We start from the raw sequence: 14,956 nt of genomic DNA, 5'->3' as shown, positions 1-14,956 counted from the left end.
CTACCCGGGGATTTCCGTCCGCTCCCACCATTCGTAGACGGGCAACTGCCCCTCGGCTGTCTCCTGGTGGCGTGCCGTGGCCCTGAAGTGTTCGTACCCGCCACGGAACGGGATCTTGATGTCGGTCCCGGGGGCGGTGAGGGGGACGATCCGGTCGGGGAGGTCGTCGGGGCCGCCTTCGAGGACTGCTTTCGGTGCGTCGGTCATGGCGAGAGTTTCGCCGGGTGCTGGTCCGGCTCCTTCATGACGCGCCGAAAGGCCCGTCGCTGCCCGCCGTGCCCCACTCCGACGGCGTGCATGGTAACTTCTTAACAAGTTGAACAGTATGCCCCCGGGAGGTGGACGGGTGCTGCAGATCCAGATCGGCCCCGAGCGCGCGGCGGACCCGGGCGACCGCCTGATGCGGACCACCCTCGGCTGGCGCCGGGGCATGAGCGAGGACGAGGCGTGGGAAGCCGGCCGGGGCATCTGGAAGTTCAACGCCGACCGGGCCCTGTCGCAGGACGAGGTGCAGATCATCAACACCGAGGGCACGGTCCTCGCGGTCGCCAGGATCATCGGCATCTCCAAACACGGTGACCGTTACGCTCTCGAAGGCGAGCTCCTCCGTGACGACCCCCGCGTCGGCCGCCCGACCAGCAGCCCGCATCTGTCCCGTAACCCCGTCACCTACATCTGACGGCCCCATGACACTTCAGCCGCCGCGAAGGGAGCGCTCCGGTGAGTGACTTCGATGCCATCGACGCGCTGCTCGCGGCCGTCGGTCCGCAGGCCGAGCTCCCGCTGCCGGAGGTCCGCCGGGAGCTGCGGGAGCAGGCCAGGCTCTCCAAGGCCCAGGTGGCCCGCACGCTCGGCGTGAGTCCCAGCACGGTCGGCGCGTGGGAGAGCGGCCGCGACCCGGCGGACGAGATCCGCGCCAAATACGCGTATCTGCTGGACGGACTGGCCGCCAAGTTCACCACCGGGACGTCGCAGGAAGCCGCGCCCGCGGAAGACGAGGAGGAGGCCGGGGACGAGGCCGACGACGAGGTGGAGTCCCTCGCTGCCGCCGAACCGTGTGTGCTGTGCGGATCACCTGCCGGACACCGGGTGGCGGGCTTCGCCCAGCACCTGGACCCGGCCGACTGCCGACCCGCTACGCCGGCCACCGCCGCGCCGCCTGACGTCGCGGCGCGCACTGCCGTGCCGCCGACCGCTGCACCGCCCACCGCCGCGCCGGCTGTGACCCGGCCCGCCCGGGGCCCGGCCAAGCGCGCGTTCCAGGAGCTGTCCGGGCCCGGGGAGCTGATCGGCCGGACGGTCCGGGCGGCGCTCGCCGAGCACCGGGGCGACGTCGACGCGGCCCTCGCGGCGCTGCTGAAGCGGGCGATTCCGGACGCGATGCGGCTGCTGGACGAGACCCGCAAGGGAGCGCGGTACGACATCGTCGCGCACCCGTGGATCCCGGACATCCTCCGCAAGCAGACCTCCAGGGGCGCGGACCAGATCTGGGAGGCGCGCCCGAAGTGGACCCGCCGCGAACTGCCGCCCGGCCGCCACGAGGTGACCGCACTCGACATCAACGGCGCCTACCTCTCCGCGCTGAAGACACACCTCCCGCTCGGCCAGCTGGAACACACCACCGGCTTCGCCCACGACCGCCGCCGCGCCGGTGTCCACCTGATCACCCCGCCCGCGTGGGAACACGGCGCGGTGCTGCCCAACCCCATCGGCAACCGGGACGAGCCCGGCCCGCTGTGGGTCACCGAGCCGACCCTGCGCCTCCTGCTGCGCCTCTCCGGCCCCAAGCACGCCCTGTGTGCGCCCCCGGAGATCCATGAGTCCTACACGTCCGGTGCCACGGAGAACCTGCTGGAGAAGTTCCGCGTCGCCCTCAAGGACGCCCGGGACACGGCGATCGCCGAGGACGACGAGGTGACGCTGGAGTACGTGAAGGCCATGTACTCGAAGTTCGTCTCCACGATGGGGGAGTCGAACTACAACCGCGAGCTCTACCGCCCGGACTGGATGCACATCATCCGCAGCCAGGCGTTCGCCAACCTCTGGATGAAAGCCCTCAAGGCCCACGACGAGGGCCTCACCGTCGTACGCGCGATGGGCACCGACGAACTCCACGTCATCGGCGACTGGCACCGGGTCTTCACCGAGGGTCGCGGCGTGACCGAGGTCAAGACGAAGGACACCTACACCGCGGGCACCGACGACACCGAGGACATGCCGGGGGAGGAGGCGTAGATGCCCGAGAGGACCATCGACTTCGGGAAGTTCGGCGCCCGGGGCATCAAGGGCAGCGACGCCGTCGCACGCAAACTCGACGAGCTGGCGGACGGCATCGTCACCCCGGTGACCGTGAGGCGTGGTCTGATGGCCCGCCTGCACTACCTGACCCGGACCGAGCACAGTCGCCGGGCGGCCAGGGAAGCCGGACTGACGGTGACCGACCGCACACTCAAGGCGTGGCTGGAAGAGAAACGCCGGCCGTCGAACGCCAACCTGGAACGCATCGACGCCGCCTACCGCCAGGTGCGCCGCCAGAACGTCGCCCCGTACCTGCTCCGACGCCTGAACGCCAACGGCGGGACCCGGGTGGAGATCCACCCTCTGAATCAGTCGCAGGTGCCACGGCAGCTCCAACGCCTGGTGGAGTACCGCACGATGAACGTCCGCCGCTGGGACCGCATCGTCGAGGCGTGGGCATCCGGCGACCAGCAGGGCCTGGACGACGCCTGGGAGGACGTCATCGTCGACCTGGGGTCGCAGTGGGGGCAGTACGAGTACGTCACCAACATCGGCTTCGCCGCGTAACGGCTCGCTCCTCCGCCGTACGCCGAGTACTACGACGCGCTCGCGCCGGGCCTGACCGTCTGGCTGCGCGAGGTGATCGCCGCGAACGCCGGGGCACGGGGCGTCGACCCGGACTCCGCGAGGTGGGAGTGATCGCGTTCCGGCCCGGGTTCGGCAGGCCGGTGCCGGTCAGTCCACCGGGACCAGCGTGAGGTAGGCCATCCCGAGCACTCCCCGGTAGCCCCTCAGCCAACTCGCCCGGTGTTGGTCGATGCGCTCGCGCGTCTCCTGTGCCAGCGGGTGGTCCGGGTGAGCGGCCAGCCACTCCTCCACGTCCGACTGATAACCGGACTCGAAGTCCTCCCACTCGTCGTCGCCCGCCGTCTCGATCCAGACGGGCCGGAAACCGGCGGACACGGCGAGGTCGACGAGTCCGGCCAGATCATGGAACTCGTCGGCACGGGCGTCCGGCCACATCGCGGCCAGTTCGGCGGTGGTGGGGGAGCGCTGCCAGAAGCCCTCGGCGAGCAGGACCCGCCCGCCGGGCGCCACGATCCGGCGCAGCGCACGCAGTGCGCCCACACTGTGCTCGGGCGGTTCCGCGTCGCTGAGGGCATGACTGGCCCCGAGACACAGGACGAGGTCGGCGGATCCGGGCAACGCCTCCCCGGCGGACCCCTCGACGAACTCCACGCGTCCGGTCAGCGCACGGACCTCGGCGTTCGCACGTCCCCGGGCGATGTCCTCGCCGTTGAGATCGATGCCGAGCCCGGTCGCCCCCGGCACCGCGTCGAGGACCCGGAGCATCAACTCCCCCCAGCCGCAACCGATGTCCAGCACACGTGCGGGGGCGGCCCGGCCGAGCCGGTCGACGATCCGCGCGGCCCGCGCCTCGGAAAGGGGGCCGTGGAAAGTGAGCCGGGTCAGGCGCGGCGGAAGATCGGTTCCAGTCATGCGGCGCACGTTAACGCCGATGCGCCTGCCACGGACACCGGGTTTTTGCTCCCGCCGCGCCTGAGCGCGCCCGACCGCATCAGAACGTTCCGCTCATTTCACTTATTTCATTCCTTTCGCGAGGTCGCCGCGCACGAGCCGGTGCAGGACCTGTCGAGCCGGGCCTTCCGGGTCTCCGGGGCGAGTGCCTGCAACAACAGTGGCAGGACCAGCGTTGCCTGACGCCGCCCACGACGTCGCAGCGCCCCGGAACGGGGGAGTCGGTCCAACGATCAGACGTCGCCCCGCCGGTCCGGTGTCCGGCGCCGATCCAGCTGATGCCAAGGCACCTTCACAGAGCCTCAGGACTTCGGTGCCGGGGGCAGTTCGGCGTGCTCGACCGTGTAGCCGCCCTTGGTCACCGGGGCGTACGGCGCGGGTGCCATGCAGGTGCCGACCGGGGCTTCCCCGGGAGCGGCGTCGTCGACCGGCATCAGGTTCACACCGTTCCAGGAGAAGCCCACGTGGTCGTCGGAGTGGCCCTTGTCCTTGCCGCCGTCGTAGACGCTGAATCCGAGCCGCCGCCCGACGTCGGGCGGTCCGCCGGGCCCCACCTCGGTGATGACCGCCGTCAGTGTCGCAGTGTGGGGGCCCGTGACCAGGCACCTCAACCCTGAGGCCTACGGATGTCAGCCTCCGGTCGCACCGCCACGGCCCCGGTCGTCATCGCCGAACTGCCGTCCACTGCCTCCTCGAACGACGACCGGAACGGCTCACCGCACGCGAACACTCCGTGCTCGCCCAGTGACCGGACCCACCGGGCCGACTCCGCCAAGTGGCCAGAAATTCGCATCCGCACACATTTTGAGATGCATCCTCCTCGGGTGGGAGGTCGCGACGGCTTCCCTGTGACGGGATCTTCACGGCCATGTCCCGACTGTGTGCCAGACGGAGGTAGGTCGAAAATCGGTGGCTAGCCTGATGGCGCTCAAGGTGTCCCTGGGGGACGTCGCAACAGCCGGACGGAAGTGGGAACAGAGATGGGTAGTCGCGCCGGGCGCATGATGTCGCGTAGGCAAATGCTCAGGCTGACCGGAACAGGGCTCGGGCTGGCTGTGTTCGGGGCCGGGGTCGTGGGGTGCGGCCCCGAGGAGGAAACGGATGTACCGGGCGGCAGTGCGACGCCGGGCGGTGACGAGAGCGGTGACAAGAGCGGTGACACTTTCACCACCCCGCCGCCGGGCACCGCGCCCGAGCCGCTGTGGAAGGCGAATGCCGCCAACACCGGTCTGGCCGGCAACGACGCGCTCGCGGCGGTCGGGGACGTGGTCCTGGTCTCGGGCGATCCGCTGGTGGGACGGGACATCGTCAGCGGCAAGGAGAAGTGGTCGCGCAAGGGCGTCACCACACCCGGCGCCGCACTCGTCGTCGGCGGCGGCACGCTCTACCTCGCCAGCGCCGAGTACGACGGTGACGTGGTGGGCCTGGATCCGGCCACGGGCAAGGAGACCTGGCGCAGCCGCCTGGGCAAGAAGTACGAGCAGCCGCGCCCGATCGCGGCCGACGACCGCCATGTGTACGTCCTTGCCGGCATCCTGGAGAAGGACTTCACGACGCCGAACAACGTCATCGCCGCGATCGACACCGCGTCCGGCAAGATCGCCTGGCGCGAGCAGCGCGACGCGGGGACCGAGGAGTTCGGCATCACCGCCGCGGCCGTCGGCGGGCGCCTGGTCTACACGGACTACCGCGAGAACGTGACCGTCCGTGACACGGCGACCGGCCGGCAGCTGTGGACGAGGAAGATCAGCCGGTCCAACAACCGACGCTTCGCGGTGCACGAGGGCCTGGTGATCGTGGCGGACGGCCGACGGCTGCGAGCGTTCGCCCTGGCCGACGGCAAGGAGCGCTGGTCGCTCCGGACGGAGGAGTTCAGCTCCTTCAACGACCCGCACGTTCTGGACGGGGTGCTGTACGCGGCCGACAGCGCGCGCGGCATGTGGGCGGTGGACCCCGGTACGGGCAAGCAGATCTGGCACAACGAGGACCTGCGGGAGTCGGCCACGCAGGCGTGGCAGTTCGCCAAGGTGGAAGGAACGCTGTACGGGGCGACCGAGTTCGACGAGGACGGCGGCGTGCATGCCTTCGACGCGTCGACCGGGAAGCTGCGCTGGACCTACAACGACCACACCGGTGACATCCAGCAGTGGTACGTCGTGGCGGCGGGCGACCGGTTGGCCGCGATGCACGGGAAGCGGCTCTACGCACTGCCCGCGGTGTGATCCGGCGGTGCGATCCGGACGCCCCGGTCGCACCACCTACACGTCGTCCCAGGCCATCGAACTCATCCTCCAGCCGACCGGCGTCCGGACGAACTGGATGGTCTTGCGACCCTCGCCCTCGAAGGGCTCGCCGTCGAGGATCCCGGACTTCCGGTACTCGCTGAACCGGTGTGCGACGGACCCGAAGATCTCGGTCCGCTCGGCGACCTCCCATTCCGAGAACTCCGTCATCGTCCCGTCGGTGAGCAGCTTCTCCCGGGGCTCGATGAATGAGTCGACGTCGTAGACCACGGGCTCGTCCCCGACGTTCGAGATGATCACCCCCTGCGGGATGAACACCTCGCGGACGACGTCGAGGTTCGGCCGGCTGCCGCCGGTGTTGGCGAACGCGCCGAGGAAGGCGCGCATCAGCCGGTCGAGCTCGGCTTTGACGTCGGGAACGGGCACGTCTCCCGCGGTCGCGTCTCCGGCACTCACTGCTCCCGCCGCCGCTTCTCCCGCAGCCACCTCTCGTACGGGTACTTCTCCCGTAGCTGTCGTCCGGTCCGCGGGCGGCCACTCCCCGGAGAGCACCGACCAGACCTCGATGTCGCGCCGCACACCCCGGTACAGGGTGTGCTGCCGCAGCACACCGTCACGGGTCATCCCGAGTCGGCGCGCGACCTCGATGCTGCGGGTGTTGCCCGCCGCGGCCCACCACTCGACCCGGGTCATCCCGCGCTCCGTGAAGGCCCAGTCGATCAACACCCGGCACGCCCGCGTCACCAGCCCCCGGCCTTCCCCGGCGGCCTCCAGCCAGCACCCGATCTCACACACTCCGGAGACGCTGTCGAAGCGCGTGAACATGACGCCGCCGACCAGTGTGCCGTCCAGCCAGATCCCGTAGATCCGGGCGGTGTCCTCGGCCTGTCTGTCGGCGTAACGCCGGAGAACGGCCGTGGCGGAGGCGAGGTCGGTGCTGAGGGTCGCCCAGGGTATCCAGGGGTCCACATACGGCCGTGCGCGGTCGATATGGGCGAGGAACTCCTGTGCGTGCCGGGGTTCCAGGGGGCGGAGCTGAGCTGTGTCGCCGAGCGGCAGTGTGAACATGGAAACCTCGTCCCTGGGTACGTAACAAGCGTTCGGTACGTAAGGTAGCAGCATGCCGCCCGCACCTGGAGACCGAGAAGCCCGCCGCGAGGACGTGTCCGAGGCGGTGTGGAACGTACTGGCCGACAAGGGATTCGGAGGGCTGACCCTGCGCGCCGTCGCTGCCGAGATGGGTGTCTCGACCGGGATGCTCATGCACTACTTCCCGGCCAAGCGCGCCCTGATCGCCCATGCGCTGGACCTGCTGGAGAAGCGCACCGCCGAACGCCCCCGCCGCGAACGTCCCGCCGAGGGACTGGCCACCGTACGGGCCATGCTGCTGGACATCCTGCCGCTGACCGCCGACGACACCGCCCGCAACCGCATCTGGGTCAGCTCGTGGGACCTGGCCCTCGCCGACGACGGGCTGGCCACGGACCAGGCCGACCGCTACACCCGGATGCGCTCGGCGCTCCGCCCGCATCTCGAAGCCGCACGCGGCTTGGGTGAGCTCCCTGCGGCCGCCGACCCGGAGCAACTCGCCGCCACCGCCGTCGCGTTCACCCACGGACTCGTCGTCCAGGCCCTCTTCGACCCCGGCCGGTTCCCCGGGGACCTGCAGATCGCCATGCTCGACGGCTTCCTTGCTTCGCTCGCGCGGCCGCAGCGGTCGGGGGCGCCGCGTTGAGTTCCGGGGCCGGCGTACCCGTCGCGGTGCATCCGCGCCCTCACCCTCACCCGCGCTGTGCGAACGGCCCTTCGAGGGCGGCCCATTGGAGCAGCATGATGGTCTTGGCATCGGCGATCACGCCGTTGCGGATCCGGTCGAGAGCCTCGGTGAAGGGCAGTTCGACGATGGTGATGTCTTCGCCCTCGGCGGCGATTCCGCCGGTACCGGCAGGGGTGTCGGCCGCGTCGTAGGGGGCGGCGAAGAAGTGCAGGCGCTCGGTGACCGATCCGGGACTCATGTAGACGTCGAAGACGTGCTCGACGGTGCCGACGGTGTGCCCGGTCTCTTCGGCGGCCTCGCGGCGGATCGCCTCCTCCGGACTGTCGCCGTCCAGGAGACCGGCAGCGGTTTCGAGCAGCATCCCGTCGGGATGTCCGTTGACGTAGGCGGGGAGGCGGAACTGACGGGTCAGCAGTACGGTGCGCCGGTCGGTGTTGTGGAGCAGGATGGTCGCCCCGTCACCACGGTCGTAGGTCTCGCGCTGCTCGCGGCTCCAGTGCCCGTCACTGTGCTGGTAGTCGAAGGTGGTCTTCCGCAGTACGTACCAGTCGCTGGAGAGCAACTCCACCTCGCGGATCCTCACACGCGGGTTGCCGGTGAGGCCGCGGCCGTGCTGGTCCAGGCCGGTGCGGCCGCGCCGGTCGGGGGTGTCGATGCCGGCGGTCACCGGACGGCCGGAACAGCGGCGAGACCGTTGTAGACGTCCTTGCCCTGCGCCAGGGCCAGGTCGACCATCCGGTCAGCCCCCTCGGAGGGGCCACCGATCCGCAGAACCGCGTCGCAGCGGGAGAGCAGCCGCTCGGCGACGGGATGGAAGATCTCCTGGAAGAGCGTGTCGCCGGGGCCGGTGCTGCCCGCCGTCTCCAGGAGAGGCAGGGCGAGGGCTTCGCCGGTGACGGGCAGGTGCCCGGCGCGGAACAGGACGAGGGCGGCTTCGTTCATCGCCCGTACGTTGGCTTCGAGTGCGAGGGGGGCGTCGCCGGTGCCCGACCGGTAAGGGCCCGCGACGAGAATCATCTGCGCGCGTGGAACGCTGGTCATGACCGTTTCACTCCTGGGGCATGGTGGGGCACGGTGGGGCATGGACTTGGATTCGGGCGGAATCAGACGAGAAGGCTGTCGACGCCCGCGTCCCGCAGGGCGTCCAGGGTCTCCGGGCCGCTGGGGTGCGTGGTGGCGTCCTCGGCCGCCTTGTCGGTGACGAAGCGGTGCACCGCACCGAGCGGGGCGACCCGGCTGAACGCGCGCACACCCAGCTTGGTCGCGTCCGCCACCGCGATCGTGCGGGTGGCCCGGGTGAGCCCGACCTGCTTGACGGCCGCGTCGTCCAGCGAGAACTCCGACCAGCCGTGCTCGGCGTGCACACCGCCGATGGACATCACGAAGCAGTCGAAGGCCAGGGACTCCAGGGTGCGCAGTGCCAGCGGGCCGACGAGGGAGTGTTCGGCGGGGCGGGAGCGGCCGCCCACGACCAGCAGCTCGATCCCGGGGCTGTCGGCCAGGCTCATTGCCGCCTGCAGACTGAGCACGGCGACCGTCAGCGGGGCGCGGGCGGCCAGGTGCTCGGCGACGTGCACGGTCGTGGTCCCCGCGTCGAGCAGCACACGCGATCCCGGCTCCACCAGCGTGGCCACGGCCGCGCCCAGACGGTCCTTGGTGGCCGCCTGCCACGGCTGCCGCGCGGAGAATCCTGCGTCCTCGTCACGTGGACGGGCGGCGACGGCGCCGCCGTGCACCCTGCGCACCAGGCCCTGCTGCTCCAGCGCGTCGAGGTCCCTGCGCACGGTCATCTCGGAGACACCCAGACGATGGGAGAGCTCCGACACGGAGACCCGGTCGGAGCCCTGCACCAATCGCAGGGTCAGGTCCAAACGATTGGCGACACCCATACCCCAATTTCTACCACGCGTGAGTTCGAATGAACATAGGCATGTGCGAATGCTGCTCGCGGAAGACCGACCGATTGCGCCCGCCGTTGTCGCTGTCGCTGTCGAGGTCAGCTCATCTGCCGACGGACCCGTTTCACCTCGCGGTCGACGGCCCAGGCATCGGCGACCGGCCCGAGGTGGCCGAGCTTGTCGGGATTGATCACCCCGCGGACGGTCTGGACCCTTCCGTCGAGCACCTCAAGGACCATGGTGTGCAGGATCTTGCCGTCCCGGTCGCGGAAGACCGCGCCGGGCTGGCCGTTGACCTCGTGCGGCTCGCACGTCGCATCGATCCGGAACAGCCAGGGGAAGGCCGTGCCCAGCACCCGGGCCACGTTCTCCGCGCCCACGACGGCCTTGGCCAGCTGAGGGGCCTTGCCGCCGCCGTCCCCGACGAGTTGCACGTCGGCGGCCAGCAGATTCCGCAACCCGCCCACATCGCCGCTTTTGAGCGCGTCGAAGAACCGCGTCGCCAACTCCCGCCGCTCCTGGGAGTCCGCCGCGAACCGCGGCCGCCCGGCCTCCATGTGCTGCCGCGCCCGTACCAGCAACTGCCGGCACGCCGCCTCGGAACGCCCCACCGCCGAGGCGACCTCGTCGAACCCGAACGCGAACACCTCCCGCAGCAGGAAGACCGCACGCTCCAGCGGGCTGAGCCGCTCCAGCAGCAACAGCGCCGCCATCGACACCGAGTCGGCCAGTTCCACCGACCGCGCCGGATCCTGGTACGGATCGCTCAGCAGCGGCTCGGGAAACCACGGCCCGACGTACTCCTCCCGCCGGACCCGCGCGGAGCGCAGCACATCGATCGAGATCCGTGTCACCGCGGTCGACAGAAAGGCCTTGGTCGACGTGGGACGGGTCGTCGAACCGTCGAAGCGCAGCCATGTCTCCTGCACCGCGTCCTCGGCCTCGCTCACACTGCCCAGAATCCGGTAGGCGATCGAGAACAGCAGCGGCCGCAGCTCCTCGAATTCCTCGACCTTGCTCACACCGACTCAACTCCCTTTACACACCGAGGCAGGCTGCTTCCTGCGACCGGCCGGGTTTGGCGGGCCGAGCAGTGCCCCGAGCCCGGCCCAGTGACGGATGCCGCTCAGTGGAACTGACCGGGCTCGTAGGTACCGGCCGGCTGCTGGGCAATGACGTTCAGCCGGTTCGCCGTGTTCATGAAGGAGACCAGCACCACCAGGGCGGTGAGCTGCTCCTCGTCGTAGTGCTTGGCGGCAGCGGCCCACACCTCTTCGGTGATCCCGCCGGCCCCGTCCGCGATCCGGGTCCCCTGCTCCGCCAGCTCCAGCGCGGCCCGCTCGGCCTCGGTGAACACGGTGGCCTCCCGCCACGCCGCCACCAGATGCAGCCGCACCGAGGTCTCGCCGGCGGCGGTGGCGTCCTTGGTGTGCATGTCGATGCAGACCGCACAGCCGTTGATCTGGCTCACCCGCAACGCCACCAGCTCCTGCGTCGCGGCCGGCAGCGGCGAATCCTTGATCGCCTTCCCCGCCGACATGAGGTGCTTGAGGGCCTTGCCGGCGGTCGGGCTGGCGAAGTAGTTCAGTCGCGCGTCCATGGTGTGCTCCTCCGTCGTTGTCAGTGACTACACCCCTGGGACGAGACAGCCCGGCCTCCTGTGACACGGAGGGCTGTGTGACCTGGATCATGCCAAGCACGCCGTGCTCGACAACTGGTGGCACCACAGCACCGCTCCACAGCGCCCATCGGCGTACGGCGCCCGGCCCCTCAACCTCAGCCTCGACTTCTACTGGACGTCGAGACTGTCGTCGTCGCGCAGTTTCCGCCAGAGGCGGGTGCGGTGCAGTGCGTAGAGGGCGATGAGCAGGCCCTGCGATGCACCGCATCCGACGCCGCACGCTGATCCACCAGGGATTGCGGGGCAGCCCTTAGCCTGATCGTTATGGACATCACCATTCACACGAGCTTTCTCCCGCACGTCGACCCGGAAGAGTCCCTGGTCTTCTACCGCGACGTCCTCGGCTTCGAGGTCCGCAGTGATGTCGGGCAGGGCAGGATGCGCTGGATCACGGTCGGCCCCGTCGGCCAGCCCAGCACGTCCATCCTCCTGGCACCGCCGGCAGCCGACCCCGGGGTCACCGAGGACGAGCGTCGGACCATCGCCGAGATGATGGCCAAGGGCACCTACGGCTGGATCCTGCTGGCCACCCGGGACCTCGACGGCACCTTCGACCAGCTGCGGGCCGGCGGCGCCGAGGTCGTCCAGGAACCGACCGAGCAGCCGTACGGCATCCGCGACTGCGCCTTCCGCGACCCCGCGGGCAACCTGGTCCGCCTCCAGGAACTGCGCTGAGCGTTCGAATCGGGCGACCGGGGCGGGGCAAGACCGATCAGGAATCAAGAAGCACCGGTCGTCGAGCCGCAACTAGCGTGACGGACATGGCATCCATCGAAACCGTCACCCTGGAAGTGGCCGACCCCACGGCCGCCCGCCGCTTCTACACCACCGCCTTCGGCCTGGACACCCAGGTGCGCCTGCGGGCCTCGGAGGCACCCACAACCGGCTTCCGCGGGTTCACGCTCGCGCTCACGGTGTCCCAGCCGGCCACCGTCAACGGCCTCGTCGACGCGGCGCTCGACGCGGGCGCCACCTCGCTGAAGCCCGCCGCGAAGTCCCTCTGGGGCTACGGCGGCGTCGTACAGGCCCCGGACGGGGCGATCTGGAAGATCGCGACCTCGGCGAAGAAGGACACCGGCCCCGCCACCCGGGAGATCGACGAGATCGTGCTCCTGCTGGGAGTCGCGGACGTGGCCGCGAGCAAGCGGTTCTACGTCGCTCAGGGCCTGGCCGTGGGGAAGAGCTTCGGCAGCAAGTATGTCGAATTCGCTGCCGGGACGAGCCCCGTCAAGCTGGCGCTGTACAAGCGCCGCGCCCTGGCCAAGGACGTCGGCGTCTCTCCCGATGGCACCGGCTCGCACAGGCTCGTGATCGGCGGCACCGCCGAGCCCTTCACCGACCCGGACGGATTCGCATGGGAGGCTGCTGCGCCGGCCCCCACGCCCTGACGTGCCACTGCTGACCGCCGCCGTCGAGCCGCGGAAGGATCCCGCACGAAATGACGGAAGGAACACTCCGCAGCATTTTCGCGTCGCGGACCCGTTCCCGGGCCGGAGGCGGCCACGGACCCCGGGCCCGCACGCCCTGACGGGCACGCGCCTGGTGACGGCGCCAGGTCCGCTCGGGCACGCCGATCAGCCGGCAGAACCTCGCGGTCGGCATGCCCGCGTCGACGCGGATCACCTCGAGGTCCTCGAAGGGCCCAGCCGGCCCTCCGCGGACTTCTTCCACACCCGCAGCTCGACCGCGGCCTCACCCAGCGCCTGCGTCAGATCGGCCACCTGCGCTTCGAGCTGCTGTTCCCGGCTGCTCGGGCCGGACTTCCCCGCCGCCAGACCGGCCCGGCCGGACTCCAGGAACTGGCGCTTCCAGTTCCCGACCGACTGCTCGGACACCTTCGCCCGCCGCGCAGCCTCCGCGACGGTCATCTCACCGGCCAGGATCGACAGCACGATCCGGACCTTCTCCTCCGGCGGCAACACCGGTGGCCTCACCATGAACGATCAGACTCCTTCGAGATCAGCAGGACCCGCAAGAAACGAGCCCTGCCACAAAGTCTGACGCGCGACACAGCAGAAGGAACGGCACATGTTCACCGCTTACGCAATCATCACCGGCATCACGATCCTGGCCAACGCCGGGATCGCCGCAGCGGACTTCTCACGGGCCGGGTTCGTCGTCGCCAACTCGACCGAGGTGGGCCTCCCGCGGACCTGGCTCCCGTGGCTCGCCGCGCTAAAGGCTGCTGGAGCGGCCGGCCTCCTGCTCGGGCTCATGGGTTTCACGGTCATCGGCGTGGCTGCCGCGACGGGACTCGTCCTGTTCTTCATCGGTGCGATCGCCGCACACATCCGTGCCCGTGTCCACCACAACATCGTATTTCCCGGCGCCTATCTGGGCCTGGCCGTCGCATCTCTCGTTCTCGCCATCACCGTTGCCTGACACACGTAACGCGTATCCGGGCCGAGCCTCCCTCGCGCACCTGTCTGATCAAGACAACTTGCCTATCGATCAGGCAACATGGGCGTCCGGGGTGCTCGCCGGAACCCGTACCTGACGGTCTATCGTGAGCGGTATGTCCGCCCCTGAGCTGATCCGCATCGTCTCCCGCGACTCGCCCATGGCCCTCGCCCAGGTGGAGCGCGTCCGTGCCGAGCTGGCCGCACTCCACCCCACCACCGCCACCGAAGTCGTCCCGGTCAGAACGACAGGTGACAAATGGATGGGCGACCTCGCCCAGGTCGAGGGAAAGGGCGCGTTCACCAAGGAGGTCGACCAGGCACTGCTCGCCGGGGAAGCCGACCTCGCGGTGCACTGCGTCAAGGACATCCCCGCCGACCGACCCCTGCCCGCCGGGACCACCTTCGCCGCCTTCCTCGAACGCGACGACATCCGCGACGCCCTCATCCACCCGGACGGCCTGCGGCTCGCCCAGCTCCCGGCCGGCACCCGAATCGGCACCTCTTCCGTACGGCGCATTGCCCAACTGGCCGCGATTCACCCGCACCTGGAGTGCGTACCGATGCGGGGCAACGCCAACCGCCGCCTGGAGAAGCTCGCCGCAGGCGAGGCCGACGCCCTGCTCCTGGCCGTCTCCGGGCTCGAACGCATCGGCCGCACCGACGTGATCACCGAGGTCCTGCCGATCGAGGTGATGTGCCCGCCGATCGGAGCCGGGGTCCTCGCCCTGCAGTGCCGCGAAGGCGACACCGCCCTGATCGACGCCGTCAGCCCACTCGGCCACCCCGCCACGTACCGCGAGACCACCGCCGAGCGGATGTTCCTCCACGTCCTCCAAGGCCACTGCAACAGCCCCATCGCCGGATATGCCCGGGTCGAGGGCAACGGCGAACTGTCGCTACGGGCCAAGGTCTTCACCCCCGACGGCAAGACCGTCCTCAACGCCCACGAATGGGCCGGTCCCCTCGACCCCGCCACCCTCGGCACCTCCGTCGCCGTCAGCCTGCTGCGCCAAGGAGCGCGCGAGCTGATCGACGGCATCGCGCACTGACCGCGACTCCCGCCCGAGGCCCCTGGTGCCTCACCCAGCCGGACGTCTGCCGCCGACGGCCTCGGGCGGGCGTCAGTACCGCTGCTTGCGCGGATACGGCGTCGGCTGCGTCGGACCGGGCAGCGGGCA

At 70.0% G+C, this 14,956-nt stretch carries 19 protein-coding genes; 9 read left to right on the top strand and 10 right to left on the bottom strand.

Annotation, left to right across the window (positions count from 1 at the left end):
* Positions 1 to 207, bottom strand: a complete 207-nt coding sequence (locus IE107_RS19325; RefSeq protein ID WP_189545053.1) for a DUF5988 family protein — start codon at positions 205 to 207, stop codon at positions 1 to 3.
* A 139-nt stretch (positions 208 to 346) separates the two neighbouring features.
* On the opposite strand from IE107_RS19325, the gene IE107_RS19320 reads away from it, so the two are divergent.
* Genes IE107_RS19320 through IE107_RS19310 form a run of 3 tightly spaced genes read left to right on the top strand, consistent with a single transcriptional unit; the run spans position 347 to position 2,805 of the window.
* Positions 347 to 679, top strand: a complete 333-nt coding sequence (locus IE107_RS19320) for a hypothetical protein (RefSeq protein WP_189545052.1) — start codon at positions 347 to 349, stop codon at positions 677 to 679.
* 41 nt (positions 680 to 720) lie between these two features.
* Positions 721 to 2,235, top strand: a complete 1,515-nt coding sequence (locus tag IE107_RS19315) for a helix-turn-helix transcriptional regulator (protein ID WP_189545051.1) — start codon at positions 721 to 723, stop codon at positions 2,233 to 2,235.
* Complete coding sequence (locus IE107_RS19310) at positions 2,236 to 2,805, top strand: transcriptional regulator (protein WP_189545050.1); 570 nt, start codon at positions 2,236 to 2,238, stop codon at positions 2,803 to 2,805.
* 168 nt (positions 2,806 to 2,973) lie between these two features.
* Here the strand turns inward: IE107_RS19310 and IE107_RS19305 are convergent, their stop codons facing one another.
* Positions 2,974 to 3,738, bottom strand: coding sequence for an SAM-dependent methyltransferase (locus IE107_RS19305; RefSeq protein ID WP_189545049.1), 765 nt, complete (start codon positions 3,736 to 3,738; stop codon positions 2,974 to 2,976).
* Positions 3,739 to 4,079: 341 nt separating this feature from the next.
* Positions 4,080 to 4,388 (bottom strand): hypothetical protein, encoded by a 309-nt coding sequence (locus IE107_RS19300; protein WP_229867086.1) that lies wholly within the window; start codon positions 4,386 to 4,388, stop codon positions 4,080 to 4,082.
* Between the two features lie 408 nt (positions 4,389 to 4,796).
* On the opposite strand from IE107_RS19300, the gene IE107_RS19295 reads away from it, so the two are divergent.
* Complete coding sequence (locus tag IE107_RS19295; RefSeq protein ID WP_229867085.1) at positions 4,797 to 5,999, top strand: outer membrane protein assembly factor BamB family protein; 1,203 nt, start codon at positions 4,797 to 4,799, stop codon at positions 5,997 to 5,999.
* 36 nt (positions 6,000 to 6,035) lie between these two features.
* Here the strand turns inward: IE107_RS19295 and IE107_RS19290 are convergent, their stop codons facing one another.
* Positions 6,036 to 7,088, bottom strand: coding sequence for a GNAT family N-acetyltransferase (locus IE107_RS19290; protein ID WP_189545047.1), 1,053 nt, complete (start codon positions 7,086 to 7,088; stop codon positions 6,036 to 6,038).
* 52 nt (positions 7,089 to 7,140) lie between these two features.
* Here IE107_RS19290 and IE107_RS19285 point away from each other — a divergent pair, with 52 nt between their 5' ends.
* On the top strand, positions 7,141 to 7,755 hold the full coding sequence (locus IE107_RS19285) for a TetR/AcrR family transcriptional regulator (RefSeq protein ID WP_189545046.1): 615 nt from the start codon (positions 7,141 to 7,143) through the stop codon (positions 7,753 to 7,755).
* A 46-nt stretch (positions 7,756 to 7,801) separates the two neighbouring features.
* Here the strand turns inward: IE107_RS19285 and IE107_RS19280 are convergent, their stop codons facing one another.
* The 5 genes from IE107_RS19280 to IE107_RS19260 all read right to left on the bottom strand — a co-directional run bounded on the left by IE107_RS19280 (position 7,802) and on the right by IE107_RS19260 (position 11,295).
* A complete protein-coding gene (locus IE107_RS19280) occupies positions 7,802 to 8,464 on the bottom strand; it encodes an NUDIX domain-containing protein (RefSeq protein ID WP_189545045.1) in 663 nt (220 codons plus the stop codon).
* On the bottom strand, positions 8,461 to 8,838 hold the full coding sequence (locus IE107_RS19275) for a DUF4406 domain-containing protein (protein WP_229867084.1): 378 nt from the start codon (positions 8,836 to 8,838) through the stop codon (positions 8,461 to 8,463). The genes IE107_RS19280 and IE107_RS19275 overlap by 4 nt, the downstream gene beginning before the upstream one ends.
* Positions 8,839 to 8,900: 62 nt before the next feature.
* The gene (locus IE107_RS19270; protein ID WP_189545044.1) at positions 8,901 to 9,686 is read right to left on the bottom strand and encodes a DeoR/GlpR family DNA-binding transcription regulator; all 786 of its coding nucleotides are present in this window, start codon (positions 9,684 to 9,686) and stop codon (positions 8,901 to 8,903) included.
* A gap of 107 nt (positions 9,687 to 9,793) precedes the next feature.
* Positions 9,794 to 10,717, bottom strand: coding sequence for an RNA polymerase sigma-70 factor (locus tag IE107_RS19265; RefSeq protein ID WP_189545043.1), 924 nt, complete (start codon positions 10,715 to 10,717; stop codon positions 9,794 to 9,796).
* 104 nt (positions 10,718 to 10,821) lie between these two features.
* Entirely contained in the window at positions 10,822 to 11,295 is a 474-nt protein-coding gene (locus tag IE107_RS19260; protein WP_189545042.1) for a carboxymuconolactone decarboxylase family protein, read from the bottom strand.
* Between the two features lie 345 nt (positions 11,296 to 11,640).
* On the opposite strand from IE107_RS19260, the gene IE107_RS19255 reads away from it, so the two are divergent.
* Positions 11,641 to 12,051, top strand: coding sequence for a VOC family protein (locus IE107_RS19255; RefSeq protein ID WP_189545041.1), 411 nt, complete (start codon positions 11,641 to 11,643; stop codon positions 12,049 to 12,051).
* Between the two features lie 86 nt (positions 12,052 to 12,137).
* Positions 12,138 to 12,764: a VOC family protein gene (locus IE107_RS19250; protein WP_189545040.1), complete on the top strand. Its 627-nt coding sequence runs from the start codon at positions 12,138 to 12,140 to the stop codon at positions 12,762 to 12,764.
* A 231-nt stretch (positions 12,765 to 12,995) separates the two neighbouring features.
* On the opposite strand, the gene IE107_RS19245 is transcribed toward IE107_RS19250, so the two are convergent.
* A complete protein-coding gene (locus tag IE107_RS19245; RefSeq protein ID WP_189545039.1) occupies positions 12,996 to 13,313 on the bottom strand; it encodes a helix-turn-helix domain-containing protein in 318 nt (105 codons plus the stop codon).
* Positions 13,314 to 13,404: 91 nt separating this feature from the next.
* On the opposite strand from IE107_RS19245, the gene IE107_RS19240 reads away from it, so the two are divergent.
* Both IE107_RS19240 and hemC read left to right on the top strand, forming a co-directional pair.
* Positions 13,405 to 13,758 (top strand): DoxX family protein, encoded by a 354-nt coding sequence (locus tag IE107_RS19240; protein ID WP_189545038.1) that lies wholly within the window; start codon positions 13,405 to 13,407, stop codon positions 13,756 to 13,758.
* A gap of 133 nt (positions 13,759 to 13,891) precedes the next feature.
* Positions 13,892 to 14,827: a hydroxymethylbilane synthase gene (gene hemC / locus IE107_RS19235; protein ID WP_189545037.1), complete on the top strand. Its 936-nt coding sequence runs from the start codon at positions 13,892 to 13,894 to the stop codon at positions 14,825 to 14,827.
* The last annotated feature ends 129 nt before the right edge of the window (positions 14,828 to 14,956 follow it).

Source organism: Streptomyces gelaticus (assembly GCF_014649535.1).
Classification (GTDB): domain Bacteria; phylum Actinomycetota; class Actinomycetes; order Streptomycetales; family Streptomycetaceae; genus Streptomyces; species Streptomyces gelaticus.
This window is presented reverse-complemented; position numbering and strand designations above follow the sequence as displayed.